Origin of the sequence: Aeromicrobium panaciterrae (assembly GCF_031457275.1) — a bacterium.
GTDB classification, from domain to species: Bacteria; Actinomycetota; Actinomycetes; order Propionibacteriales; family Nocardioidaceae; genus Aeromicrobium; species Aeromicrobium panaciterrae_A.
On the sequence record NZ_JAVDWH010000001.1, the window covers coordinates 2,668,321 to 2,694,478 of the forward strand.

Here is a 26,158-nt window from a genome sequence, read left to right on the forward strand (position 1 = left end):
GCATTTCGGTGCAGGACCAACCAGGAGCACCCCGACCCACACGAGGATGTTCTGCCAGATCTGACAGACATTCAGACAACGTTGAAAGGGCGCCACATCGAGGCGCCACCGCGGGCGTACGCTCGTCAGGTGAACGACTCCCGCAGCGGCGTAATCCTTGGCGCTGCGGCCTATCTCTGCTGGGGATTCTTCCCGCTCTACTGGCCTCTGCTCGACCCCGCCGGGTCGCTCGAGATCCTTGCCCACCGGGTCATCTGGTCGCTGTTGTTCGTCCTCATACTCATCGCCGCGACCCGTCGCTGGAGGACGTTCCGTAGCATCGCGAGCGATCGACGCATGATGATCATCCTGATCTGCGCCTCGGTCGTCATCTCGTTCAACTGGGGTGGCTTCATCTACGGCGTCACCAACGGCCACGTGCTCGAGACGTCGCTCGGCTACTTCATCAACCCGCTGGTGACAGTGCTGCTTGGCGTCTTCATCCTCAAGGAGACCCTGCGACCGGTGCAGTGGGCGGCCGTGGCGATCGGCGGGATCGCGGTGGTCGTGCTTGCGGTCGACTACGGACGCCCGCCGTGGATCGCGTTGCTGCTCGCGTTCTCGTTCGCGACGTACGGGTTTCTCAAGAAGAAGGCCAACCTCAACACCTTCGAAGGTCTCGGCATGGAAACGCTGATCCTGGCGCCGGTCGCTCTGACATTCCTGATCACGCTTGAGCTACGCAGCGACCTGACGTTCGGCCATGCAGGAGTCGGCAACGTCCTGCTTCTCATCGGAACAGGCGTCGTCACAGCTATCCCACTTCTGCTGTTCGGCGCGGCCGCTACACGCCTGACGCTGACGACCATCGGCCTTCTTCAGTACCTCGGCCCGATCCTTCAGTTCATCTTCGGACTGTGGATCTTTGACGAGGACATGAGCAGCGCCCGCTGGGTCGGCTTCATCCTCGTCTGGCTCGCCCTGGTGCTGTTCACCGCCGACAATTTGCGGAACCGAAGGCGCGCCTCGAAGCTGGAGCCTGCGCCGATCGAGTGCTAGCCGAGGCGCGTGGCGACGGTGGTGCAGAGCAGCTGCAGCGCTTCGCGCGCTGAGCTCTCGGGCAGCTTGGCCAGCAAGGCCTGTGCTGCGTCGGTCTCAGCTCGTACGTACGCGCGCGCTTCATCCATCGCCGGGTGCGAGCGCAGGAGCGTGATTGCCTCGGCGAGCTCGGCATCGTCGGTCAGCGGCTTGCCCAGCAAAGACCGGAGCCGTTCGCTCTCGGGATCGGTCGAGCGCAGTGCAAGCAGAGTCGGAAGAGTCGGTACACCTTCACGCAGGTCCGTGCCGGGAGTCTTGCCCGAGTCATCGGTCTCGCTGGCGATGTCGATGATGTCGTCGCTGAGCTGGAAGGCGGCACCGATGCGCTCGCCGAACTCGGTTAGCGTCTCCTCGACCTCGAGCGGCGCGCCGGCCATCTTGGCGCCTAGGCGAGCAGCCGTGGCGATGAGCGATCCGGTCTTGTCGGCCACGACGGACAGGTAGTGCTCGAGCTGGTCGTCACCCTCGCCAGGGCCGAGAGTCTCGCGAATCTGACCCTGGACCAGGCGCGAGAACGTACGGGCCTGGATACGCACGCTCTCCGGGCCGAGATCTGACACCAGATCGGAAGCCTGGGCGAAGAGATAGTCACCGACGAGGATTGCGACCGAGTTGCCCCAGCGCGAGTTGGCGCTCGGTGCACCGCGGCGCATGGAGGCCTCGTCCATCACGTCATCGTGATAGAGCGTCGCGAGGTGGGTGAGCTCGACGACGACGGCAGCGCGCGGTACATCGCCGTGAGCCTGGTCGCCGAACTCGGCGGCCAGCATCACCAGGAGCGGCCGGAAGCGCTTGCCACCAGCGTTGAGCAGGTGAGCCGCCGCTTCGGCGACGAAAGCCTCGGGGCTGTCGACCGCGATAGCCAGCTGGCGCTCGATCTCTTCGATACCGGTCTGGACGCGCGCTTCGAGGGCGTCATCGGTGAACGGAACACCCAGACTGGACACGCGAGAACTCCTCAGAAACCGTCAGCGCACGAAGGCGCCAGCGTGCTGCGCAAGATCGAGCAGCGGTCCGGGAAGGATACCCAGACCGACCGTCGCCACGACGGCGAAGGCGATCACTACGGTAGTCAGCGCGCTCGGGACAGCCACCGTCGGCCCATCCCCCACCGGATCGGTGAAGAACATCAGCACGATCACGCGGACGTAGAAGTACGCAGCCAGGGCGCTCACCAGCACACCGATCACGACCAGCGGCCACACGCCACCTGACCACGCTGCGGTGAAGACGCTCCACTTTCCAATGAAGCCACCAGTCAGCGGGATGCCGGCGAACGACAGCATGAACAGCGCGAACGCGCCAGCCAACAGGGGCGAAGTCTTGCCGAGTCCAGCCCATCGCGAGAGGTGCGTGGTCTCGCCGCCGGAATCGCGTACGAGTGTCACGACAGCGAACGCACCGATCGACGCGACTCCGTAGACCGCGAGGTAGAACAGGATGCTCGACACCGAGGTGATGCGTTCTTCGCCAGCCACTCCGCCATAGACACCGACGAGGCCGACGAGCAGGAAGCCTGCGTGGGCGATTGAGGAGTAGGCGAGCATGCGCTTGACGTCGGTCTGCGAGATCGAGACGACCGCGCCGAGGAACATCGTGATGACCGCGATGCCGATGATCGTCGGTCGCCAATCCCACGACGATCCGCCGAATGCCACGAACAGCACGCGCAGCATCGCGAGGAATGCCGCAGCCTTGGTGCCCGCCGCCATGAACGCCGTGACCGGGGTCGGCGCACCTTGATAGACATCGGGCGTCCAGGTGTGGAACGGCACGGCGCCGATCTTGAACAGCAGACCGACAACCATCAGGGCGATCGCGGCGAGCAGCATGTTGGTGCCGCCCGTTCGAGTCGACACCGCAACGTCAATGTCAGAGAGCCGGAAGCTGCCAGCGAAGCCGTACGTCAGCGCGATGCCGTACAAGAAGAACACCGACGAGAAGGCACCAAGAAGGAAGTACTTGAGTGCAGCTTCCTGGCTCAGCAGCCGGCGACGTCGAGCGATGCCACACAGCAGGTAGAGCGGGAGCGACAGCACCTCGAGCGCGACAAACATCGTCAGCAGATCGTTGGACGACGCGAACAGCATCATGCCGACCAACGAGAACAGTGCCAGCGGGAAGACCTCGGAGTGCTCGATGCGCTTGGAGATCGCTTCAGCCTCGCCAGCTGAGCCGGGTGCATCGGCCGCACGGCCCGTGAACGCGCTGAGCCCGCCCTCGAGTCGACGCTCGGCGAACAGCAACATGCTCATCAGGGCAAACACCAGCAGGATGCCCCACGTGTAGACGCCGGGACCGTCGATCGAGAGCGCACCTTCGGCGCCGATCAAACCTCGGGCGAGCTTGGGGTCATCGATCTTGTCGAGATTTTGGTAGACCCACACGGTGTCGACGAGTGCCGCAATGACACCGACGACCGCAAGGATCGCCTGCGCCGTGAAGCGCGAGGCACGTGGCCACACGGCCTCGACGACGACACCGAGCACAGCAACGCCGGCGATGATGAACAGCGGCGCAAGCAGCGAGTACTCAATGTGCGGTGCGTCGAGCGGGGGCAGTTCTGCCGAGATCATTCGTGGCCCCCTTCCGGCGTCGTGGGTGCAATCGAGACGGGTGACTTCGGTTCGGGGTCGCCCTTGCCGATGTGGCTCGCCACCTCATCGATCGCCGGGTTGATCACGTTGAGCACAGGCTGCGGGAAGAATCCGAGGCCGATGATCAGCACGATCGCAGGGGCGAGGGCCGCGATTTCGCGCGGAATGAGGTCATGGACACCTTGGTTGTCCTCACGCAGCGGGCCGGTCATGGTGCGTTGGTACATGATCAGGATGTAGAGCGCCGCGAGCACGATGCCGAGCGTCGCGAAGGCGGCCGCGGGGATCGAGCGAGTGAACGTTCCGGCCAGCACCATGAACTCGGAGATGAACGGTGCGAGGCCTGGCAGCGAGAGGCTCGACAGACCGGCGATGAGCAGGATGCCCGACATGATCGGAGCGATCTTCTGTACGCCACCGAAGTCGGAGATCTTGGCCGACCCTCGACGCGCGATCATCATGCCGGTGACCAGGAACAGCGCCGCCGTGGAGAGACCGTGGTTGAACATGTAGAGCGTCGAGCCCGCCATCGAGGTCGTGGTGAACGCGAAGATGCCCAGGATGATGAAGCCGAAGTGCGACACAGAGGTGAACGCAATCAGGCGTCGGATGTCGTCCTGGCCGACCGCGAGCAGAGCTCCGTACAAGATGCTGATGACCGCGAGAGTGATGATCACCGGGCTGGCCCAGTCGGCCGCCTCGGGGAACAGGTAGAGGCACCAGGTGATCATGCCGAACGTGCCGATCTTGTCGACAACGCTGACCATCAGCACCGAGGTACCCGGCGTTGCCTGACCAGCGGCATCGGGTAGCCACGTGTGCAGCGGCCAGAGCGGCGCCTTGATCGCGAATGCCGCCATGAAGCCAAGGAACAGCAAGCGCTCGGTCGTGGTGCTCATCTCGATGTTGGAGAGATCGGTGAGCAGGTATGTCGCGCCGCCGTCACGCGAGCTGACGACGTACAGGCCGACGATCGAGGCGAGCATGAGCAAGCCGCCGACCAGGTTGTAGATCAGGAACTTCACCGCGGCGTACGAGCGGTTGGGTCCGCCGAATGAGCCGATCAAGAAGTACAGCGGGATCAGCGTCGCCTCGAAGAACACGTAGAACAGGAAGGCGTCCGTCGCCATGAAGGCACCGAGCGCGAGGCCCTCAACCGCAAGCATCCACGCGAAGTACGCGTTGGTGTTGCTGGCTTGAGGCAGTCGATCGTCCCAGGCGGCAAGGATCACGATCGGCGTGAGCACGGTCGTCAGCAGGATCAGCGTGAGACCGATACCGCTGACGCCGACGGAGTACCAGGCTCCGAACGCCGTGATCCACTCGTGCTTTTCGGTCAACTGGTAGCCACCCGCATCGAGGTCGTAGCGCGCGAGGGCGATCAGCGACACCACGAGCGTGATCAGCGAGACGCCCAGCGCGATGACCTTGGCGTTGAGCTGGGCGCCCGACGTCGACTTGGGCAGCAGCGCCAGAGCAATTGCTCCCACGATGGGGACGGCGGCGAGTACGGACAGGATCATGCGAGGGTCACCGCCAGGAGAGCAAGGAGAACGAGGGCAGCGCCGCCGAACATCATCAGCGCGTAGGAGCGGACGTATCCGGTCTGCGGCTGACGCAGGAACTGTGAGGTATCGCCGAGTCGGTCAGCGATGCCGGTGACGAGTCCGTCTACGCCCATGCGGTCAAACCACACAAGGAATCGGGTCAGGTGGCGAGTCGGACGTACGGCGACCGCGTCGTTGATCTCGTTGCCGTAGAGCTCGTGGCGACCTGCCTTGGTCCAGGCGGACACCGACGCGTCGGCGGGAGTCTCACCGGCGATCGGCCGGGTGCCGTAGAGGAAGTAGCCCAAGGCGACACCGACGGCGACGACCGCACCGACGAGCAGCGTGATGGCGATCGCGGGGATCGGCAGCTCTTCGTGATGGGCTTCGCCAACCACCGGTGCGAGCCAGTCCCCTATCCAGCCGCCAATCGCGAGAGCTCCACCGAGCACCGACAGCGCGGCCAGGGCGATCAGCGGGACAGTCATGACCTTGGGTGACTCGTGCGGATGGACATCTTCCTGCCAGCGCTTCTCGCCGAAGAACGTCATCATCATGAGTCGCGTCATGTAGAACGCGGTCACGCCGGCGCCCAGCAGGGTGCCGAGGCCGACCCAGACGTTGTGGCCGAAGGCTGCCTCAATGATCTTGTCCTTGGAGAAGAAGCCGGAGAAGCCGGGGAATCCGATGATCGCGAGGTAACCAATGGCGAACGTCGCGAATGTGAACGGCATCGCCTTGCGTACGGCTCCGTAGTGCCGCATGTCGACGTCATCGTTCATGCCGTGCATCACCGAGCCGGCGCCGAGGAACAGGTTGGCCTTGAAGAAGCCGTGCGTGATGAGGTGGAAGATCGCGAACGCGTATCCAGCGGGGCCGAGACCGGCCGCGAGCATCATGTAGCCGATCTGGCTCATGGTCGAACCGGCGAGCGCCTTCTTGATGTCGTCCTTGGTGCAACCGATCCAAGCGCCGGCGAGAAGCGTGACGAGTCCGACGACGATGACCGCGGTACGAGCTGCTTCGGAGGCATCGAAGATCGCAGCGGACCGAACGATGAGGTAGACGCCGGCGGTGACCATGGTCGCCGCGTGGATCAGGGCTGACACCGGGGTCGGGCCCTCCATGGCGTCGAGGAGCCAGCTCTGCAGCGGCACCTGTGCCGACTTGCCGCACGCGCCCAGCAGGAGAAGCAGACCCATCGCCGTCGCAACATTCTGCGTGGCACCGGGGATGGATTCGTTGACCGCCTCGATCGCGGAGGTGCCGAACTGCGCGAACATCAGCATGATCGCGAGCGCCATACCGAGGTCGCCGACGCGGTTGACGACGAAAGCCTTCTTTGCGGCGGCGGCTGCCGAGTCCTTGTGCTGCCAGAAGCCGATCAGCAGGTACGACGCCAGGCCGACGCCTTCCCAGCCGAGGAACATCACGAGGTAGTCAGCGGCGAGGACCAGCGTGAGCATCGCGGCGATGAACAGGTTGAGGAACGCGAAGAACCGGCGGCGCCGTTCGTCGTGCTCCATGTAGCCGATCGAATAGATGTGGATCAGCGTGCCGACACCTGTGATCAGCAGGACGAACAGCCCGGACAGCTGGTCGAACGTGAACGACATGTCGACGTGGAAGCGCCCTGCATCGATCCAGGTGAACAGCGTGGTCGTATGCGAGCGATCATCCTCGGGCTTGCCGAGAAGCTGCGCGAACAGGATCACGCCGAGGACGAAGGACGCGGCCGAGGCCACCGTGCCGATGAGGTGGCCGAAGCCGTCGGCTTCCTTGCCCCAGGTCAAAAGGATCGCTGCCCCGGCGAGCGGGATGGCGATCAGGAGCCACTGAAGGTCAAACATCGCTAGCCCCTTATGACTTCAACAGGCTCGCCTCGTCGACCGAAGCCGAACGACGCGTGCGATAGATGGACACGATGATCGCCAGACCAACGACAACCTCGGCTGCGGCAACGACCATCACGAAGAATGCGGCCACCTGCCCGTCGAGGTTGCCGTGCTGGCGGGAGAAGCTGACAAACGCGAGGTTGGTCGCGTTGAGCATCAGCTCGATGCACATGAAGACGACGATCGCATTGCGCCGGACGAGGACGCCGACCGAGCCGATCGTGAAGAGGATCAGCGAGAGAGTGATGTACTCGTTCACTTGTCGCCCTCCTCAAGCTGCTCGAGGACTTCTTCGACGTTGTCGGTGTTGCTCTCGAAAACCTGGCCGCGAGCAACCAGGCTCGAGGAGATCGAGGACTCGAGCGGAGTGCCGTCGGGCAGCAGCGCCGGGGTGTCGACCGCGTTGTGGCGAGCGAACACACCGGGGACGGGAAGCGGTCCTGGGTGGCGGCCAGTCTCGGCGTACTCACGCATGCGGCGAGCGGCGATGTCGGCCTGTGTCTGACGTGGGGTGAGGCGCTCGCTGTGCGCAAGAACCATCGCGCCGAGCGCTGCGGTGATCAGCAGCGCGCTGGTGAACTCGAACGCGAGAACGTACTTGCCGAACAGCAGCTCGGCGAGACCGTACGGATTGCCGTTCTCATTGGCGCCCTTGAGGCCGACCACGGTGCCGGTGATCGTCTGGCCGATCGCGAGGACTGCGGTGATGCCGAAGATCAGGCCGAGCGCGGCCGCGAAGAAGCGCTGGCCTTTGATCGTCTCCTTGACCGCATCGGACGACTCAACGCCGACCAGCATGAGGACGAACAGGAAAAGCATCATGATTGCGCCGGTGTAGACGATGATCTGCACGACGAACAGGAACGGTGCGCCCTGTGCTGCGTACAGAACGGCGAGGCTGATCATGACGATCGCCAGACACAGCGCCGCGTGTACGGCCTTCTTGGCGAAGACCAGCCCAAGGGCGGCGATCACCATGATTGGAGCGAGAAGCCAGAACGTGGTCACTCGGCATCCCCTCCGGCACTCGACTCAACGGGGAAGATCGGCAGCGACTTGCCGCGGTAGTAGTCGTGGTGGTCGTCGCTGATCAACATCTCGTGCGGAGCCTCGACCATGCCCGGCAGCAACGGCGCCAGCAGGTCGTTCTTCTCGTAGATCAGGTCCGCGCGGTTGTTGTCGGCGAGTTCGTACTCATTGGTCATCGTCAGCGCACGCGTCGGGCATGCCTCGATGCAGAGTCCGCAGAGAATGCAGCGCAGGTAGTTGATTTGGTAGACGCGGCCATAGCGTTCGCCGGGGCTGTAGCGGCCGCCTTCTTCGTTCGACGCGCCTTCGACGTAGATCGCGTCGGCCGGGCAGGCCCAGGCGCACAGTTCGCAGCCAATGCACTTCTCGAGGCCGTCGGGCCAGCGGTTGAGCTGGTGGCGGCCGTGGAAGCGCGGAGCGGTCGGGATCTTCTCGAACGGGTACTGCTCGGTCACCGGCTTACGGAACATCGTCCGGAACGTCACGCCGAAGCCGGCGATCGGGTCCCACAGGACCTCGCGCGCCTCTTCGAAGATGCCCTTCTTGTCGTCAGACATTTCGGTCCTTCTTCGGCATCGGGGGAACGGGGTAGCCGCCGGCAAAGGCGTCGAACTCGGGTTCAGGTTCGGGCTCAGGTTGCTTCTTGGTGGGCCAGAACGACGACAGCAGGAGCAGCACGCCCAAACCGACGGAGATCCAGATCAACGTCTGCCGGTCGAGCATTCCCTCGCGGTCGAGCTTGTGAATCACGCCGACAGCGACGATCCACGCGAGCGACACGGGGATGAGGACCTTCCAGCCAAAGTCCATGAACTGGTCGTAGCGCATACGGGGCAGCGTGCCGCGCAGCCATACGAAGAAGAAGATGAAGCCGAGAGTCTTGAGGAAGAACCACAGCACGGGCCAGTAGCCGGAGTTGGCGCCTTCCCAGATCTGCGGAAGTCCGAACGGTGCGCGCCAACCGCCGAGGAACAGTGTCGTAGCCAGCGCCGAGACGGTGACCATGTTGACGTACTCGGCGAGGAAGAACAGCGCGAACTTCAGCGACGAGTACTCAGTGTGGAATCCGCCGACGAGCTCGCCCTCAGCCTCGGGGAGGTCGAACGGTGCGCGGTTGGTCTCGCCGACCATCGCGATCACGTAGATGACGAAAGACGGGAACAGAGGCAGAAAGTACCAAGTGTCGGCCTGAGCGGCGACGATCTCCGAGGTCGACATCGATCCGGCAAAGATGAAGACCGGTACGAACGCCAGACCCATCGCGACCTCGTACGAGATCATCTGCGCGCTCGAGCGCATACCGCCGAGCAGCGCGTAGATCGAGCCGGACGCCCAGCCTGCGAGCACGATGCCGTAGATGCCGATCGAGGTGACAGCAAGGATGTAGAGCACGGCGACCGGGAAGTCGGTCAGCTGAAGGGGCGTCACCGTGTCGGTAAACGGGATCTTGACCTCAGGTCCGAACGGGATGACGGACCAAGCCATGAACGCCGGGATCGTGGCGATGATCGGCGCCGCGATGTAGACGACCTTGTCGGCCGCCTTGACGACCAGGTCTTCCTTGAACGCCAGCTTCACGCCGTCGGCCAAGCTCTGCAGCAAACCAAACGGACCATTCACGTTGGGGCCGATGCGGTGCTGCATCCGAGCCACCACGCGGCGCTCGAACCAGATGTTGAACAGCGTGTAGAGCATCAGGAACACGAAGACGATGAGCGCCTTGAGAGCGATCACCCAGAAGGGTTCGTGACCGAACAACTCGCTCATTTGGCACCGCCCCTCAGGTCAACGTGATCGCCGAAGCCGGCACCGAGCTCAGCGCGCAGACTGACACCGCTGTTGGCGGGCACCCACACAACGCCGTCAGGCAAATCTGCGACCTCGGCGATGAACGTCGCCTTGCCCGCATCAGTCGAGATGGTGGCCTTCTTGCCAGGATCTGCGTCGAACGCACCCAGCGTCGCTGCGCTAGCGCGAAGGACCGCCGGGCGTGCTGTCGCTTTGTAGAGGTCCTGTCCGTCCTGGCCACGCCCGTCGTCGATCAGCTGGCGCCACGTATCCAGCACGACCTTGCGCTTCGGGCCCGACTTCGCGCCCGCGGCACGCTTCGGCGTTTCGGCGCGGGCACCGTCCCACGGTCCGAGCTCCGTCATGGCTGCCCGGGCATCGGCGATCGTACGGAAGCCAAGCGGCGAGCCCATCTCCTCGGCGATGCCGGCGAGGACACGCACATCAGAGAGCGAGTGCTGGTCCTTGATGACCGCATCGAACGTACGTACGCGGCCCTCCCAGTTGACGAACATGCCGGGCTTCTCCACGACGGGAGCAATCGGCAACACGACATCGGCAACCTTGGTCACGTCGCTCTCGCGGACTTCGAGACTGACGATGAAGCTTGCGGCTTTGAGGGCTGCACGCGCGGCCGCGGGATCAGGCAGGTCGTCGATCTCGACTCCGCCAATGACCAGTGCCTTCAGGGACCCACCAGTGACGGCTTCGAGAATCGCTGACGTGTCGCGGCCCTTCTTGGCGGCGATCGTCTTGGCGCCCCAGGCAGCGGCCAGATCGGCCCTGGCCTCGGCATCGTCGAGCGGGCGACCGCCGGGCAACAGCGTCGGCAGGCAGCCCGTCTCGAGAGCGCCACGCTCCCCCGCACGACGCGGGATCCAGGCAATGCGGGCCTTCGACTTGGACGCGAGGGCCGCGGCAGCACTGAAGCCACCCTGCACCGAAGCGAGGCGTTCGCCGACGAGGATTACGGCGTTCTTGCCGAGCTCAAGCTCCGCGAGGGCAGCGGCTTCTTGGCCGGGCGCCGTACGAATCAGCTCGCCAGCCATCTTGGTCAGACCGCGCGTCGTGTGGCTCGCGATTGCAACAACCTTGACGCCCTTGCGCGATGCCTTGCGGAGGCGCAGGAACACCGCGCCGGCTTCGTCTTCGGGCTCGAAGCCCACGAGCACGACCGTCGACGCCGTCTCGAGCGACGCAAACGTGACATCCAGCGAGGTCGCAACGACATGCGAGGCCAGGAACTCGGCCTCTTCGGCTGAGTGGGCACGAGCGCGGAAGTCGATGTCATTGGTCTTGAGGACCGTACGAGCGAACTTGCTGTAGGCGAACGCATCTTCAGCAGTCAGGCGACCGCCGGGCAGGACGCCGACTTTGCCGTCTGCCTTGTCGAGACCGCGAGCGGCGATGGCCAGCGCAGCGGGCCAGGAGGCGGGCTCGAGCTTGCCCTTGTCATTGCGTACGAGCGGGGTCGCGATGCGATCGCCCTGTGCTGCCGACGTGAAGGCAAAGCGGTCCTTGTCGGTGATCCACTCTTCGTTGACCTCGGGATCGTCACCGGCCAGACGACGCATGACCTTGCCGCGGCGGTGGTCGACACGAATCGCCGAGCCACAGGCGTCATGCTCAGCGATCGAGGGCGTCGACACGAGGTCGAACGGACGGGAGCGGAAGCGGTAATCGGCGCTGGTCAGGGCACCAACCGGGCAGATCTGGATCGTGTTGCCAGAGAAGTACGAGTGGAACGGCTCTTCGTCGTAGATGCCGACCTGCTGCTGCGGGCCGCGCTCGAGCAGCTCGATGAACGGGTCACCGGCGATCTGCTCGGAGAAGCGCGTGCATCGCGCGCACAGTACGCAGCGCTCACGGTCGAGCAGCACCTGCTCGGACACGTTCATCGGCTTCGGGAACGTCCGCTTGGTCTCAGTGAACCGCGACTCGCTCTGACCGTGGCTCATGGCCTGGTTCTGCAGCGGGCACTCGCCACCCTTGTCGCAGACCGGGCAGTCGAGCGGGTGGTTGATGAGCAGGAACTCCATGTTGCCGCGCTGCGCCTTTTCGGCGATCTCGGACGTGACCTGGGTCTTGACGACCATGCCGGCCGCGACCTCGATCGTGCAGGAAGCTTGCGGTTTGGGAAATCCGCGCCCGTTGCCAGCGTCGGTGATGTCAACGAGGCACTGACGGCACGCGCCGACCGGCTCGAGGAGCGGGTGATCGCAGAAGCGCGGGATCTCAGTGCCGACCAGCTCGGCGGCGCGGATCACGAGCGTGCCCTTGGGAACGCTGACCTCGACGTCGTCGATCGTCAGCGTGATGAGCTCGGTATCGCGCGAGGCTTCAATCGTCATTTGGCCGCCACCTCCTGCGGGAAGAGGGTCGACGCGGCCGGCGGGAAGGTCCAGCTCGAGGGCGTGTGCATTCCGGCTTCGAACTCCTTGCGGAAGTACTTGATCGCCGAGGTGATGGGGCTCGTCGCTCCATCACCGAGGGCGCAGAACGAGCGGCCGAGGATGTTGTCGCACAGGTCGAGCAGCAGCTCGATGTCGCCGTGACGACCCTCGCCTGCGTCGAGACGCTGCAGGGTCTGGACGAGCCACCAGGTGCCTTCACGACACGGGGTGCACTTGCCGCACGACTCGTGCTTGTAGAACTCAGTCCACCGCAGTACGCACCGTACGACCGAGGTCGTCTGGTCGAAGATCTGCAGTGCCTTGGTGCCGAGCATCGATCCGGCCTCGCCAACACCTTCGTAGTCGAGGGGTACGTCGAGGTGCTCTGCCGTGAGGATCGGCGTCGACGATCCTCCGGGAGTCCAGAACTTCAGCTCGCTGCCTTCACGCATGCCGCCACCGAGCTCGAGGAGTTGACGCAGGGTGATGCCGAGCGGCGCTTCGTACTGGCCGGGGCTCTTCACATGGCCCGAGAGCGAGTAGATCGTGAAGCCCTTGGACTTCTCGGTGCCCATCGAGCCGAACCACTCGATGCCACCGCGAACAATCGCGGGGACCGAGGCGATCGACTCAACGTTGTTGATCACGGTCGGGCTCGCGTAGAGGCCCTCGACGGCGGGGAACGGAGGACGCAGACGCGGTTGACCGCGGCGTCCCTCGAGCGAGTCGAGCAGCGCCGTCTCCTCGCCGCAGATGTAGGCGCCAGCGCCAGCATGAATCACAAGGTCGATGTTGAGGCCAGAGCCGAGGATGTTCTCGCCGAGGTAGCCGGCTTCGTATGCCTCTCGGGCAGCCGCGCGCAATCGGCGTACGACGTGCAGCACCTCACCGCGAACGTAGATGAACGCCTTCTCAGCGCGAATCGCGTGGGCGGCAATGATGACGCCCTCGATCAGCACGTGCGGCGAGGCCATCATCAGCGGGATGTCCTTGCAGGTGCCCGGCTCAGACTCGTCGGCGTTGACGACGAGGTACTTGGGCTTGGGGTTGTCCTGCGGGATGAAGCTCCACTTCATACCGGTCGGGAAGCCAGCGCCTCCACGGCCGCGAAGGCCGGAGTCCTTGACCAGCGTGATCAGGTCGTCGGGCTTCATCGTCAGCGCCTTGCGGAGCGCGTCGTAGCCGCCGGTTTGCTCGTATGCCTCGCGGGTCCAGGCGCGGTCGTTGCCCCAGTCGGCGGTGAGAACGGGCGTGAGCATGTCAGTCACTTCGTGCCCTCCTCGTCGTCCGCAGCCTTCGCGCCCTTGACGCTCGGAGCCGCCCAGCCACGTTCGTTGGCGATGTTGAGGCCGACCAGCGACGGTCCGGCAGCGGCCGGTCCCTCGTCGACGAGCCCGTCTTCGTAGCCGGCGAGTACGCGCTCGGCCTCGCGCCAGGACGTGATCGTGGCACCGCGGGTGGCCTGAACCTTCTCGCCTGCCCGCAGCTTGTCGACCAGCTCGACAGCCGACTCCGGAGTCTGGTTGTCGAAGAACTCCCAGTTGACCGTCATGACGGGTGCGAAGTCGCAGGCGGCGTTGCACTCGATGTGCTCGAGGGTGACCTTGCCGTCCTCAGTCGTCTCGTCATTGCCGACGTCAAGGTGGCCCTTGAGTCGCTCGAAGATCGCGTCGCCGCCCATCACGGCACAGAGCGTGTTGGTGCAGACACCCACGTGGTGCTCACCCATGGGGCGACGCTTGTACATCGTGTAGAACGTCGCGACGCCGGACACCTCGGCTGCGGTGATGCCGAGGATCTCGGCGCACAGCTCGATGCCCTCATTGGTGACGTGGCCTTCGACGGACTGGATCAGATGCAGCATCGGCAGCAGCGCGCTGCGGGCCTGCGGATAACGCGAAGCAAGCTCGTTGAGCTCGGCGATGCTCGCCTTCTTGAGACTCATCGGTCCACGCCTCCCATGACTGGGTCGATACTCGCGATCGCGACGATGACGTCGGAGATCATGCCGCCCTCACTCATGACCGAGGTGCCTTGCAGATTGACGAACGACGGATCGCGGAAGTGCGCCCGGTAGGGACGCGTGCCGCCGTCGGACACGAGGTGGCAGCTGATCTCGCCGCGAGGCGACTCGATGCTGGCGTACGCCTGACCGACCGGAACCCGGAAGCCTTCAGTGACGATCTTGAAGTGGTGGATGAGCGCTTCCATCGACTCGCCCATGATGTGCTTGATGTGCTCGGCGGAGTTGCCCTGTCCATCGGCACCAACGCTGAGCTGCGAGGGCCAGGCGATCTTCTTGTCGGCGACCATGACCGGCTCGCCATCCATGGCAGCGATGCGCTCCGTTGCCTGCTCGACGATCTTGAGCGACTCCCACATCTCGTCGAGACGCACCCGGAAACGTCCGTACGCGTCGGGCTCGTCGCGGGTGACGACTTCGAAGTCGTACGTGTCGTAGCCCCAGTAGGGCTGCTTCTTGCGGAGGTCCCAGTCGTAGCCCGTTGAACGGAGCACCGGACCGGTGAGCCCGAGCGCAAGGCAGCCGGCGAGCTCGAGGTGTCCGACACCCTTGAGACGGCCCTTGAAGATCGGGTTGGCGTTGCAGAGTGCTGCGTACTCCGGCAGGCGCTTCTTGAGCAGGCGGACCGTCGCGCGGATCTTCTCGATCGCACCGTCAGGCAGGTCGAGAGCAACACCACCGGGACGGAAGTACGCGTGGTTCATACGCAGGCCGGTGATCATCTCGAACAGGTTGAGGATCTCTTCGCGGTCACGGAAGCCGATCGTCATGACCGTCAGCGCGCCGATCTCCATGCCGCCAGTGGCGAGGCATACGAGGTGGGACGAGATGCGGTTGAGCTCAAGCAGGAGAACGCGGATGGCCTGCGCCTTCTCGGGCGCTTCGATGCCGAGGAGCTTCTCGACGGCCATGACGTACGCGGCTTCGTTGGAGAACGGTGCGACGTAGTCCATCCGGGTGCAGAACGTCACGCCCTGGGTCCAGGTGCGGAACTCCATGTTCTTCTCGATGCCGGTGTGAAGGTAGCCAATGCCGGCGCGGGCATCGCGTACGGTCTCGCCGTCGATCTCGAGCACCAGGCGGAGCACGCCGTGCGTCGACGGGTGCTGCGGGCCCATGTTGATGACGAGGTGGTCGCCTTCGACGGCTGAGCCGTCGATCGTGTCCCAGTCCTGGCCGGTGACGGTGAAGACCGGACCGTCGCTGGACTCGGTCGTGCCCGCGTACGGATCTGTCGTGGCAGTCATGAGTAGCTCCTGCGCTGGTCGGGCGCCGGGATGGTTCCGCCCTTGAACTCGACCGGAATGCCGCCCAACGGATAGTCCTTCCGCTGCGGGTGGCCGGGCCAGTCGTCCGGCATCATGATGCGGGTCAGCGCCGGGTGCCCGTCGAAGATGATGCCGAAGAAGTCGTACGTCTCGCGCTCGTGCCAGTCAGCCGTCGGGTAGATGCTGACAACGCTCGGGACATGGGGATCGGAGTCGGGCGCCACAACCTCGACGCGAATGCGGCGGTTGTGCGTCATCGACAGCAGGTGGATGACGACGTGCAGCTCACGGTCGGTCTCATGCGGGAAGTGAACGCCTGAGATCGAGGAGCAGAACTCAAAGCGCAGTTCGGGGTCGTTGCGCAGGTGCGTCACCGACTCGAGCAGCGCGTGCCGCCGAATGAAGAAGGTGATCTCGCCGTTGTGGACGACGACCTTCTCGATCGCGTCGGGAAGGGTCAGTGTCGCGAGCTGATCGGCGACCTCGTCGTACCAACCGCCATAGGGCTTCTGCGCTGCGCCGGGCATGATGACCGGCTGCGTGAGTCCACCGAAGCCGCTGGTGTCGCCAGTGCCGTGCGCACCGAAGGCGCCCTCACGGACGTTGATGACCTCGAGTTCACGTGCGTCTGAGGGGACGACCTCGTCCTTCTTTTCGGCCATCAGCGCATCAGGCCCTTCATCGCCGACGTGGGCGTGGCGAGGAGGGCAACCTTCTCATCGGCCTTGATCTCGTTGAGGCGGTTGGAGCCGAGCTTCTGGTGCTGAATCTGGTCGTGAAGCTTGAGGATCGCGTCAATCAGCATCTCGGGACGCGGCGGGCAGCCCGGGAGGTACATGTCGACGGGCACGACGTGGTCGACGCCCTGAACGATCGCGTAGTTGTTGAACATGCCGCCCGAGCTCGCGCAGACGCCCATCGCGAGGACGTACTTGGGCTCGGCCATCTGGTCGTAGATCTGGCGGAGGACCGGAGCCATCTTGTTGCTGACGCGGCCGGCGACGATCATCAGGTCGGCCTGGCGAGGCGAGGGGCGGAAGACCTCCATGCCAAAGCGGGCGGAGTCGAAGCGCGGAGCGCCGAACGTCATCATCTCGATCGCGCAACAGGCGAGCCCGAACGTCGCGGGCCAGAACGAGGCCTTGCGCATGTAGCCGGCGAGGCCCTCGACAGTCGAGAGAAGCACACCGCTTGGCAGCTTTTCTTCAATTCCCACGTGGTGCTCCCATCAGACCGTTCAGTCCCATTCGAGACCTCCGCGGCGCCAGACATACGCGTACGCGATGAACACCGTGACCATGAAGATGAACATCTCGATCAGTCCGAACCAGCCGAGCGAGTCAAAGGCGACCGCGAACGGATAGAGGAAAATGATCTCGATGTCGAAGACGATGAACAGCATCGCGATGATGAAGTAGCGGACCGAAATCTTGCCGCCGCCCTCAGGCAGCGGGCTCGGCTGAATACCGGATTCGTAGCGGTCAAGCTTGGCGCGGTTGTAGCGCTTGGGCCCGGTGATCGGTGCGATGAGAATGCTGAAGACTGCGAATCCGGCAGCCAACGCGCCCAGCACGAGGATCGGCGTATAAACCGTCACGACACCTCCCGGGCCAAACCGACATGATCGATGGATCGTGCGCTTGTGAATTGCTTCACAACGTGATCGCGGTCTCACCATACGCCCGGCAGATGCCGTATGTAACTTAGGTCACACTAAGTTTTGACACGACGAATTCCCCATCCCTTTGACCTCGCGCGTTTCACGCGGTGCGGGTAGTTTCTTGACCGAGGGACGGGGGTCCAACCATGACCGAGCCGCATAGCCATCGGGGCGAGCCGCGAGACGAAGAGGTCGAGGCAGAACGTGAGCCGCACACGCCGGCTCACGTTGCCGTCGTTGAAGAGGCCGAAGAACAACCTGTCTGATCAGCGCAGGATTGATCCCTTGGGCAGGTAGTTCGGTACGCCACGCTCGCCGACTTCAACATCGAGGATGACGTGGTGTGCACGATCGCCGCTGATCGGTGATTGGTTGGCAACCAGCACCCGCGTTCCCAGGAACGTCGCGTTGGATGGCCCGTCGAACGGCACAGACGAACCGTTGTCACCGAGCAATGGGAACTTCGGGAATCGCTCAAGTTCCTTGCCAGTCTGTGACAGGACCACGAGTTGGTTCATTGGTCCGACGCCCGCAATGTAGATCTTCCCCGAAAGCCCGATCCCGAAACCGTCCGGGAGTTCGGTGGGGCGCGACGTCCACATGGTCGTGAGCTTGCCCGGCTTGCCACTCTTGCTGACCGGAAGCCCGTACAGGCGGCCCGACGGGGCATTCGCCAGCAGGTTCCCCACGGTTTGCTGGGCGATCAGGAACGACTTGCTGCTGGCTTGATAGACCAGTCCCGTTGTTCCGAACTCGAGGACGCTGTCCAACGCATTCGAGCTGAACCAGACCTTTGGCGTGCCGCCCTTGGCCGGGATACGCCAGATCACAGCTTGTCCGTAGTCGGTGATGTAGAGCGCTCCATCGGGACCCCACGCTGCATAGTTCGGAATCGCCTTGGCGTCGCTCGAGTTGGGCGAGCACGGGGTGACCTTGGTCGAGCACAGTGGCAGGTCGGGCAGCGTTGCCTGGCGCTTGAAGCGACCCGTCTTCAGGTCAAGGGTCAGTACGGCAGACGTCGACTTTTCCAGGAGCACCAGGCGGCCTCGAGCATCCTGGTTGGCAACCTGGATGCCGGGAGAATGCTCCAGATCCTGGCCGGGCACGGTCCACGACCGCAGCAAGGTGCCGCCCTTGGTCCACTCGAAAACTCGGGACGCCTTCGTGATGCCAGCGTCATACGTGCCGGCGTACACGCGGCCATTCGTGTGAACGAAGACGTAGGCCGGAGTGCCCGGATAGGGCACGTTGGAGAACACCCGGGTGTCCCACTTGTCCCGCGTGGCAGAAGCGGCAACTCCGGGGATCGCCGAGATCAGCGTGAGACCGAGCACGACCGCTGACAGGCCTGCGATCAGGCGCTTCACAGCGCCTCCAGCACTTCAGTCGCGGCTCGCTTGCCGGCGCGGACAGCGCCGTCCATGTAGCCGTTCCAATAGGTCGACGTCTCTGTGCCAGCCCAGTGCACGCGCTTGAACCGCGTATGGATTGCCGGGCCGAATGTGGTCATCGTTCCGGGGCCCATGATCGGGACCGGCCCGCCACCAGTCCAGCGCTCCTTGGTCCAGTCCTGTTCGGTGTATTCAATCGGCTTCAGCGCCTGCGGGCCGAACATCTGGGCGAACCCTTCGAGCACCGCCTTGCGGCGTGCAGCCAGAGAGAGACCTGCGTATTGCTTGTGAACCGACCCGCCAACGAAGGCGAGCAGTACGCCGACCTTCCCGTCCGGTGGGGAGTTGTCGAACACGGCTCGTGTCGCACCGGCATCAGCAAGGCCGGACCCGCTGAGTCCGTCCTTGCGCCAGAACGGCGTCGAGTAGACCGCATCGCACTTCATCAGTTCGCCCATCTCCCACTTCTTGAGCAGGGTGTGGCGGCGCGACGGCAACTGCGGATACCAGTCAATGTTGAGCACCATCGGCGGCGGCATCGCCACAATCACGCGTCGGGCTCGTACGGTTCCGCGCGTCGTACGTACGAACGCCGCGCCGTCGCGCTGGTCGATCCGCGTGACCGCGGCTCCCAAGGCAACTCGGTCGCCGAGCTTCTGCGCCAGGCGCAGCGGGATCAGCTGAGAGCCACCAACGAACCGGCTCTCCTGAGCTCCACCCTTGGTGTCGGAATTCAGCTCGAATGTTCCGGTGGTGCGCTCGTTGCCGGAGCAAGCGATGTAATGGATGACGAACAGCAGCGACAGCTGTGACGGGTCGGAACCGAACCCCGGTTGAGTCCAGGACTTGATGAGGTTCTCGACCGCCGCTGAGTTGAGCGTGTTCTTGTGGATGAACTGGCTCAGGGTCATCGAATCCCACAGGGCAGCCTTGGGGTGCGACCACGGCGCGTCCACGGGCATCTCTGCGGCGTATCCGTTGAGCGTGCTGAGCAGCAGGGCCGCATCGATCAGGATTCCCGGGTCCGGCGGAACGGTTCCGGTGTACAGCGAACGCTTGCCCTTGGAGATGTAGACGTTCTTGCCCTCGATGTACTCCGGGAAGGTCGCGACCTTCAGCTCCTTGGCGAGAGCAAGAATGTGGTCCTGCGTGGGACCGACGAACGCGCCACCGGCTTCGATCACGCCACCGGCGTCAAGCTTGTGATTGAGCAACCGCCCGCCCACGCGCTTGCGGGCTTCAACGACGAGAACAGACCGTCCGGACTTCGCGACCTTCTGCGCGGCCACCAAACCTGACAGGCCTCCGCCGACCACGACAACGTCGACCTTCTTGGGCAACGACCCCTGCAGAGTCGCCGCGGTGACCGGCCCTTCGAGGAGGCTGGCACCGAGAGCACCGAGCCCGGTTGCCAGGGAGCCCTTGAGAAGGGTTCGACGGTCGAGGGTCATCTAGTTCTCCTGCGTGGATAGTCAAAAGATGAACATGTGTCAGGTTTAGGTTTGGATGCTACAGTGCGTATGTGCCTGCTGTCACGGCTTTACCCACCACCGGAGCGAGTGGCCTTCGTCGCACTCCGACCCAGACTCGTTCCCGTGAACGGGTCGAACGGATCTTGGAAAGCGCGTCCGCCATCGTGGTTCAGCACGGCGTCGACGCGCTGAGCACCCGAGACATCGCGGTAGCTGCTGGCGTACCCATTGCCTCGCTGTACCAATACTTCTCTGACCGAGACGCGATCCTGTTGGCATTGGTCGAGCGCGACACCCACGAGATGGACGAGCAGGTCGCACAAGACCTGGCCACCGTCGAGGATCTCTCGATCGCCGCACTGGTCGAAACCACCATGCGCGCGTACGTGAAGGTCTACGCCCGGCGACCAGACTTCGTCGAGATCTGGCTCCGCGGCCGGACCAATGCCGCCATCAATGAGTTCGGTCGCCAGCACAATCAGCGGACCGCTCAAGAGCTCCGCGCGTTCGCGATTGAGGCAGGACTCGCTCGCACCGACCTTCCGGCAGCGGCAGCAGAGTTCGCCGTCGAGATCGGCGATCGATGCTTCCAGCTCGCCTACGAACACGATCTTGCCGGCGACACCTACCTGATCGAGCAGGGCATCGTCATGGTCAGCGCCTACCTCCGCGGCTTTTCGAAGTGACCGACTACCAACCCGTGCGGGACGCGGTGGCAGCCGCCTGCCGCAGACTCGCCGCCGAAGGCCTGCTGATCGGCACCGCAGGCAATGTCAGCATCGTCCATGCGGAAACCGGCAACGTGGCTGTGACCGCGACCGGTGTGGTGCTGGCCGACTGCCGCGCGGATCAGGTGAGCATCGTCGACCCGCAGGGAAGCTTGGTCGACGGTGAATTCCAACCCACGTCCGAGCTCGAACTGCATCTCGCCGTGATTGCCGCCTCGGGTGTCGGCGCTGTCGTTCACACACATGCGCCGGCCGCCACCGCGGTGAGCTGCGTACGCGACTCGCTGCCAGTGATCCACTACCAACAACTTCTGCTCGGCGGTGAGATCGCAGTCGCTCCGTACGCAACCTTCGGATCCTCTGCCCTCGCCGACAGCGTCAACAGCGCGCTCTCAGGACGATCAGCGGTGCTGATGGCCAACCACGGTGCCGTCACGACCGGCGCCACGATCGAGCAGGCTGTTGAGAATTCGCTGCTATTGGAATGGATCTGCCGACTGCTGATCGACAGCTCAACACTCGGGAGTCCGCGGTTCCTGGACGAGGCCGCCCAAACGGCCGTCATCGAGGCGGCCATCAACCGCAGCTACGGAACTGTGCAGCCAGTCACGACCGACAACAAGGAGAACTGATGAACCACGAACCCGCCGTGATTGCGGCAGTCGGCGTGCATGTGCTCGACACCCACGTGCTTCGGGTCGAGTCCATCCCGGACAGCTCCGACGGAGCGCTGGTCGACACGATCCGCATGTCCCCCGCTGGCACTGCCGGTGGCACTGGCATCGTCCTCTCACGCCTCGGCGCCGAGGTCCACAGCATTGGCGCGATCGGCGAAGACCCCATCGCCGCAACGCTCACATCACTTCTTGCGGAGCACGGCGTCGACACGACCCGGCTGGTGCGCAAACCTGACGTACAGACATCGGCGAGCGTGATTCCGGTGCGTCCGAACGGCGACCGGCCGGCCTGGCACTGCGTCGGCGCCAACGGCGTACTCACGCTCGATGACATCGACCTTTCCTCAGTTCCGGGGCTGACCCATGTCCATCTCGGTGGTCCCGAGTTCCTGGGTGGCCCTGCCGCGGGCGAACTGCTCGCCGCCGCCCAAGCAGCCGGTTACTCGACCTCAGTCGACATCCTGGCTCCCGGCGACCCCGACATGCTGGCCTGGATCGAAGACTGTCTGCCTCACGCCGACTACCTCTTGCCCAACGACGAGCAGGTGCTCGGCTTCACCGGAGCGACCGATCTCGAAGCCGGAGCACGCGAGCTGGTGGCCCGAGGTGCCAAGTGCGTCGCCGTGACTCAGGGCGCCAAGGGTGCATTGGTCGTCACTGCCGACGAGGCGTTCACCGTGCCGGCATACGACGTTGAAGTCGTCGACACCACAGGCTGCGGGGACGCGTTCTCAGCTGGCTTCCTTCGCGGCCGCGGTCTGGGCCTCGATCTGCGGGGGTCCGCGGAGCTCGGCTGCGCCACTGCAGCACAACTCGTATCGGGAATCGGCACTGATGCAGGCGACTACGACTTGGCGAGTGTCCAGGAGTTCGCGGCGAACACGCCTACCCGTTAAACGTTCAGCTGGGCTTGATCGAGTGGTGCAGGGCGACGATGCCTGCTGACAAGTTGTGCCATTCGACCTTGCCCCATCCCGCTCCTGCCATGCGCAGCGCGAGACCCTTCTGGTCTGGCCACTCGCGAATCGACTCAGCGAGATAGACGTACGACTCAGGGTTGGACGACACCTTGCGGGCAACCGCCGGCAGCGCGCGCATCAAGTAGTTGGTGTAGATCGCGTCGAACGGCGCCCAGGTCGGGGTGCTGAACTCGCAGACCACGATGCGCCCACCGGGCTTCGTGACGCGGAGCATCTCGCGCAGGCCTTCGACCGGATCGTGGATGTTGCGCAGACCGAACGAGATCGTCACTGCGTCGAACACGCCATCGCCGAACGGCAGCTTCATGCCGTCGCCAGCCGCAAACGGCAGACCCGGTCGTGCCTTCTTGCCGACTTCGAGCATGCCAATCGAGAAGTCGCAGGGTACGACCGTCGCGCCTGCATCGGCGAACGGCTGGCTCGAGGTGCCGGTGCCTGCAGCGAGATCGAGGATCAGCTCTCCAGTACGTGGCGCAACGAGCTCGACGACCTTCTTCCGCCAGCGGCGGTCCTGACCCATCGACAGCACGTCATTGGTGAGGTCGTACTTCTCGGCGACGCCATCAAACATCTTGGCGACGTCGTGGGGCTCTTTGTCCAGACCGGCTCGACTCACGCCCCAACCTTGCCACGGGTAGGCTCATTGGTTGTGAGCAACCCTGCCCTCGACGCTGCGGCCGAACCCCTGGTGGTCCGGTCCGAGCGCATCGATGACCTAGGTGAGTTGCTTGCGCTCCTTCCGCCCGACGACGCTCTCGCGTGGGTACACGGCGGCGACGGACTCGTCGGCTGGGGCCGCGCCGCAGAGTTCCGCACATCCGGTCCTGACCGATTCGCCGAGGCATCGGAGTGGTGGCGTGAGCTCGCCGCGCACGCCGTCGTCCGTGATGACGTTGACGTTCCCGGCAGCGGACTGGTCACGTTCGGCTCATTCACCTTCAGCGACGATGCCGACGGCAGCGTGCTGGTCGTCCCGGAGGTCGTGGTCGGCCGTCGCGATGGCATCACCTGGATCACCGTCATCGGCCTGGGCATCACCGCGCCACCGAAGCTCACTGCGACCCCCGCAGCTGCGCCCGCCGATGGCACGACCTTCGCCGACGGACCGATCGACAGCGTGCACTGGCAGAGTCTCGTTGCGCAGGCCGTCAGCCGAATCGAAGCCGGCGAGCTCGACAAGGTCGTGCTGGCTCGCGATCTCGTTGCGACTCTCGCCGAGCCACTCGACGTACGGGCTCCTCTGACGAAGCTCGCCAACGACTACCCAAGCTGCTGGACGTTCCACGTCGACGGATTCTTCGGCTCGACCCCCGAGATGCTGGTCCGACTCGAGCGTGGCCTGATCACGTCGCGCGTGCTTGCAGGCACCATCCGCCGCTCCGGCGACGATGAACGCGACCTCGCTCTGGCCGCATCACTCGCCCGGTCCAGCAAGGATCTCGAAGAGCACGAATACGCCGTACGTTCAGTCGCCGAGGCACTCGCTCCGCACTGCACGAGCATGAACGTCCCCGAAGCACCCTTCGTCTTGCACCTGCCCAACGTGATGCACCTGGCGACCGACGTCACCGGTGTGATCAAGGACGAAGCCAGCGCACTGACCCTCGCCGCCTCGCTGCACCCTTCTGCTGCGGTTGGCGGCACACCGACCCCTGCCGCCGTGGCCCTGATCAGCGAGATCGAGCAGCTTGATCGCGGCCGCTACGCCGGGCCGGTCGGCTGGATCGGCGCCTCCGGCGACGGTGAGTGGGGCATCGGACTGCGATCAGCCCAGATAGAAGCTGATGGCACCCAGGTACGACTGTTCGCGGGTTGCGGAATCGTCGCCGACTCCGTGCCCGCCGACGAGCTGGCCGAGTCCAACGCCAAGCTGATCCCCGTACGCGACGCGCTCACGCCCTAGCATTGGAGCGCCTTCGCGGTCTGATCGTCAGCCGGAAGAAACGCCTCGATGCTGAGCTCCGCGGCGGTGAGGTCCAGCGCGGTTCCGAACGTCGTCACGGTGCTGAGAAATGACAGTTGCCCGGCCGGCGAATCGATCACGACAGTCACGGCGACACCTCTGTCGTCGACGGTGGGATCCAACCCTCCGGGATAGTCGAGAAGCTCGTCGTACAGCGCACGCAGTCCGTCCGATCCGCTGGTCGCCACCTCACGAGCCAGCCGACCCAGAACGTGTGCACGCCACTCAGCAAGATTGAGGATCCGCGGAGCGAGGCCCTCGGGATGGAGGCTGAGTCTCAACGCGTTGGGAGCGTCGAGAAGATGCGGTGCAACACCCTCGAGTAGCGGCGTGACCCCGGCATTGGCCATCACCATGTTCCATCCTCGATCGACGACCAGGCACGGAAAGGGTTCGTATGCCGCGAGGAGCCGATCAAGACCAGCCCTGAAGACGCCCATCTCGGGATCTTCCAACGGACGCTCGGCGTAGGCGGGAGCGAAGCCTGCCGCAACCAGCAGCTGGTTCTGCTCGCGCTTCGGCACGTCGAGTGTTGCCGCGAGCTGCAGCACCATCGAACGGCTGGGTTTTGCCCGCCCGGTCTCGACAAAGCTCAGGTGCCGCGACGAGACTCCCGCCTCGATCGAGAGATCGAGCTGACTGAAATGGCGTCGCTCTCGCCAGGTGCGCAGCAGCGGGCCTACCGGCGAAATGGTGGTCTCCATGGCTCCACTCTCGCCGATCTACAAGCAGGCGGCCATGACCTGGGAGGTAATTGCGAGTCCTACCTCTGTCGCCGGAGACTCCACACCATGAATACGACAACCGCCCCCAACACCACTGCCACCACGAGCCGGCTCTCGCTGAAGTCTGTGCTCCTGCTCGATGCCGCTGTCACTGGCACCAACGGACTGGCGTACGTCGCTGGCTTCGGGTTCCTCGACTCGTGGCTCGGCCTTTCGTCGACCCACCTTCTTCTCATCGGCGCATTTCTCGTGGGGTGCTCCGCGATCCTCGCGACGATCGCCACCCGTCGACCAATCCCTCGCGGATGGGCGACGTTTGCGATCGAGGTCAACGTCGCATGGATGATCGGATCACTCGCAACGGTTGCCTTCGGCTGGCTGGACCTGACCACGACGGGCAACATCTGGACCATCCTGCAGGCCGGAATCGTCGGCGCCTTCGCAGCGATGCAGCTCAGCGCCGTACGACGTCGCTGAGGTCGACGAGCTCGGGCCTACATCGGTCCGAGCTCGTTCAGCGCCAGACCTTCGCCTCGAGCGGCTGGCCGACAATGCGCGCTGCAAGCAGCCGGTGCAAGCCGTCGAGATGCCACCAGCCGTCACCTTCACCCACCTCGGCGACCCGAGCAGGCTTGATCGGCTTCCCGGCACTGAGCTCGGTCAGGTAGTAGTTGACCTTGGCCACGCCCACGAACTGCTGTGGCGTCATCACGACCGTGTGAGGCGTGAGGAGGATTGTCTCTCCGGTCGCCTTCGGATTGTGATCGTCCTTGAGCTGCAGGTTGCCGGAGTAGATGACTGCCAGCCACAGCAGACGCCGGGTGTTGACGACTTTTTCGCCACCGGTCATCCGGATGAACTCGTTCAACCGCTCCATCGCGTCGTCATCGAGGTCGGTTGGTGCCGGTGCGAGCTTGGGCCCGACCTTGGGCAGACGGACCATGA

At 64.3% G+C, this 26,158-nt stretch carries 26 protein-coding genes; 6 read left to right on the forward strand and 20 right to left on the reverse strand.

Translation table 11 applies throughout. The features are described from left to right. Positions 1–129 precede the first annotated feature (129 nt). Complete coding sequence (gene rarD / locus J2X11_RS13685; RefSeq protein WP_309971972.1) at positions 130–1,038, forward strand: EamA family transporter RarD; 909 nt, start codon at positions 130–132, stop codon at positions 1,036–1,038. On the opposite strand, the gene J2X11_RS13690 is transcribed toward rarD, so the two are convergent. The 17 genes from J2X11_RS13690 to J2X11_RS13770 form a co-directional block, all read right to left on the reverse strand. Then, positions 1,035–2,024, reverse strand: coding sequence for a polyprenyl synthetase family protein (locus J2X11_RS13690; protein WP_309971974.1), 990 nt, complete (start codon positions 2,022–2,024; stop codon positions 1,035–1,037). The two genes, rarD and J2X11_RS13690, sit on opposite strands and share 4 nt — an antisense overlap. Positions 2,025–2,045: 21 nt before the next feature. After that, positions 2,046–3,653: an NADH-quinone oxidoreductase subunit NuoN gene (gene nuoN, locus J2X11_RS13695; RefSeq protein WP_309971976.1), complete on the reverse strand. Its 1,608-nt coding sequence runs from the start codon at positions 3,651–3,653 to the stop codon at positions 2,046–2,048. After that, complete coding sequence (locus J2X11_RS13700; RefSeq protein WP_309971978.1) at positions 3,650–5,197, reverse strand: NADH-quinone oxidoreductase subunit M; 1,548 nt, start codon at positions 5,195–5,197, stop codon at positions 3,650–3,652. The genes nuoN and J2X11_RS13700 overlap by 4 nt, the downstream gene beginning before the upstream one ends. Beyond that, the gene (gene nuoL / locus J2X11_RS13705) at positions 5,194–7,071 is read right to left on the reverse strand and encodes an NADH-quinone oxidoreductase subunit L (RefSeq protein ID WP_309971980.1); all 1,878 of its coding nucleotides are present in this window, start codon (positions 7,069–7,071) and stop codon (positions 5,194–5,196) included. The genes J2X11_RS13700 and nuoL overlap by 4 nt, the downstream gene beginning before the upstream one ends. 10 nt (positions 7,072–7,081) lie before the next feature. Next, the gene (nuoK, locus tag J2X11_RS13710; protein WP_309971982.1) at positions 7,082–7,375 is read right to left on the reverse strand and encodes an NADH-quinone oxidoreductase subunit NuoK; all 294 of its coding nucleotides are present in this window, start codon (positions 7,373–7,375) and stop codon (positions 7,082–7,084) included. After that, the gene (locus J2X11_RS13715; protein ID WP_309972384.1) at positions 7,372–8,094 is read right to left on the reverse strand and encodes an NADH-quinone oxidoreductase subunit J; all 723 of its coding nucleotides are present in this window, start codon (positions 8,092–8,094) and stop codon (positions 7,372–7,374) included. The genes nuoK and J2X11_RS13715 overlap by 4 nt, the downstream gene beginning before the upstream one ends. A 26-nt stretch (positions 8,095–8,120) precedes the next feature. Next, positions 8,121–8,702, reverse strand: a complete 582-nt coding sequence (gene nuoI, locus J2X11_RS13720) for an NADH-quinone oxidoreductase subunit NuoI (protein ID WP_309971984.1) — start codon at positions 8,700–8,702, stop codon at positions 8,121–8,123. Then, positions 8,695–9,912, reverse strand: a complete 1,218-nt coding sequence (gene nuoH, locus J2X11_RS13725) for an NADH-quinone oxidoreductase subunit NuoH (protein WP_309971987.1) — start codon at positions 9,910–9,912, stop codon at positions 8,695–8,697. The genes nuoI and nuoH overlap by 8 nt, the downstream gene beginning before the upstream one ends. After that, the gene (locus tag J2X11_RS13730; RefSeq protein ID WP_309971988.1) at positions 9,909–12,284 is read right to left on the reverse strand and encodes an NADH-quinone oxidoreductase subunit G; all 2,376 of its coding nucleotides are present in this window, start codon (positions 12,282–12,284) and stop codon (positions 9,909–9,911) included. The genes nuoH and J2X11_RS13730 overlap by 4 nt, the downstream gene beginning before the upstream one ends. After that, a complete protein-coding gene (gene nuoF / locus J2X11_RS13735; protein WP_309971990.1) occupies positions 12,281–13,594 on the reverse strand; it encodes an NADH-quinone oxidoreductase subunit NuoF in 1,314 nt (437 codons plus the stop codon). Before nuoF ends, J2X11_RS13730 begins: the two co-directional genes overlap by 4 nt. Further along, positions 13,591–14,271, reverse strand: coding sequence for an NADH-quinone oxidoreductase subunit NuoE (gene nuoE / locus J2X11_RS13740; protein WP_309971993.1), 681 nt, complete (start codon positions 14,269–14,271; stop codon positions 13,591–13,593). The genes nuoF and nuoE overlap by 4 nt, the downstream gene beginning before the upstream one ends. After that, a complete protein-coding gene (locus J2X11_RS13745) occupies positions 14,268–15,596 on the reverse strand; it encodes an NADH-quinone oxidoreductase subunit D (RefSeq protein ID WP_309971995.1) in 1,329 nt (442 codons plus the stop codon). Before J2X11_RS13745 ends, nuoE begins: the two co-directional genes overlap by 4 nt. Continuing rightward, positions 15,593–16,279: an NADH-quinone oxidoreductase subunit C gene (locus J2X11_RS13750; protein WP_309971997.1), complete on the reverse strand. Its 687-nt coding sequence runs from the start codon at positions 16,277–16,279 to the stop codon at positions 15,593–15,595. Before J2X11_RS13750 ends, J2X11_RS13745 begins: the two co-directional genes overlap by 4 nt. Next, on the reverse strand, positions 16,279–16,833 hold the full coding sequence (locus tag J2X11_RS13755) for a NuoB/complex I 20 kDa subunit family protein (RefSeq protein WP_309972000.1): 555 nt from the start codon (positions 16,831–16,833) through the stop codon (positions 16,279–16,281). Before J2X11_RS13755 ends, J2X11_RS13750 begins: the two co-directional genes overlap by 1 nt. A gap of 21 nt (positions 16,834–16,854) precedes the next feature. Then, positions 16,855–17,214, reverse strand: a complete 360-nt coding sequence (locus J2X11_RS13760) for an NADH-quinone oxidoreductase subunit A (protein ID WP_309972002.1) — start codon at positions 17,212–17,214, stop codon at positions 16,855–16,857. A 329-nt stretch (positions 17,215–17,543) separates the two neighbouring features. Next, the gene (locus J2X11_RS13765; RefSeq protein ID WP_309972004.1) at positions 17,544–18,644 is read right to left on the reverse strand and encodes an SMP-30/gluconolactonase/LRE family protein; all 1,101 of its coding nucleotides are present in this window, start codon (positions 18,642–18,644) and stop codon (positions 17,544–17,546) included. Then, complete coding sequence (locus tag J2X11_RS13770) at positions 18,641–20,119, reverse strand: flavin monoamine oxidase family protein (RefSeq protein ID WP_309972006.1); 1,479 nt, start codon at positions 20,117–20,119, stop codon at positions 18,641–18,643. Before J2X11_RS13770 ends, J2X11_RS13765 begins: the two co-directional genes overlap by 4 nt. Positions 20,120–20,190: 71 nt before the next feature. Here J2X11_RS13770 and J2X11_RS13775 point away from each other — a divergent pair, with 71 nt between their 5' ends. Genes J2X11_RS13775 through J2X11_RS13785 form a run of 3 tightly spaced genes read left to right on the forward strand, consistent with a single transcriptional unit; the run spans position 20,191 to position 22,441 of the window. After that, on the forward strand, positions 20,191–20,826 hold the full coding sequence (locus J2X11_RS13775; protein WP_309972008.1) for a TetR/AcrR family transcriptional regulator: 636 nt from the start codon (positions 20,191–20,193) through the stop codon (positions 20,824–20,826). Then, positions 20,823–21,500, forward strand: a complete 678-nt coding sequence (locus J2X11_RS13780; RefSeq protein WP_309972010.1) for a class II aldolase/adducin family protein — start codon at positions 20,823–20,825, stop codon at positions 21,498–21,500. Before J2X11_RS13775 ends, J2X11_RS13780 begins: the two co-directional genes overlap by 4 nt. Then, complete coding sequence (locus J2X11_RS13785; protein ID WP_309972012.1) at positions 21,500–22,441, forward strand: carbohydrate kinase family protein; 942 nt, start codon at positions 21,500–21,502, stop codon at positions 22,439–22,441. Before J2X11_RS13780 ends, J2X11_RS13785 begins: the two co-directional genes overlap by 1 nt. Before the next feature lie 4 nt (positions 22,442–22,445). Here the strand turns inward: J2X11_RS13785 and J2X11_RS13790 are convergent, their stop codons facing one another. After that, entirely contained in the window at positions 22,446–23,141 is a 696-nt protein-coding gene (locus J2X11_RS13790; protein WP_309972013.1) for a demethylmenaquinone methyltransferase, read from the reverse strand. A gap of 33 nt (positions 23,142–23,174) precedes the next feature. On the opposite strand from J2X11_RS13790, the gene J2X11_RS13795 reads away from it, so the two are divergent. After that, the gene (locus tag J2X11_RS13795) at positions 23,175–24,428 is read left to right on the forward strand and encodes an isochorismate synthase (RefSeq protein ID WP_309972014.1); all 1,254 of its coding nucleotides are present in this window, start codon (positions 23,175–23,177) and stop codon (positions 24,426–24,428) included. Here the strand turns inward: J2X11_RS13795 and J2X11_RS13800 are convergent. After that, positions 24,425–25,192, reverse strand: coding sequence for a helix-turn-helix domain-containing protein (locus J2X11_RS13800; protein WP_309972016.1), 768 nt, complete (start codon positions 25,190–25,192; stop codon positions 24,425–24,427). The two genes, J2X11_RS13795 and J2X11_RS13800, sit on opposite strands and share 4 nt — an antisense overlap. A gap of 87 nt (positions 25,193–25,279) precedes the next feature. Between J2X11_RS13800 and J2X11_RS13805 the strand changes: the two genes are divergently transcribed. Then, positions 25,280–25,690: a hypothetical protein gene (locus J2X11_RS13805; RefSeq protein WP_309972019.1), complete on the forward strand. Its 411-nt coding sequence runs from the start codon at positions 25,280–25,282 to the stop codon at positions 25,688–25,690. Between the two features lie 37 nt (positions 25,691–25,727). Here J2X11_RS13805 and J2X11_RS13810 read toward each other — a convergent pair whose 3' ends face one another. Beyond that, the gene (locus tag J2X11_RS13810) at positions 25,728–26,156 is read right to left on the reverse strand and encodes a hypothetical protein (RefSeq protein ID WP_309972021.1); all 429 of its coding nucleotides are present in this window, start codon (positions 26,154–26,156) and stop codon (positions 25,728–25,730) included. Positions 26,157–26,158 lie beyond the last annotated feature (2 nt).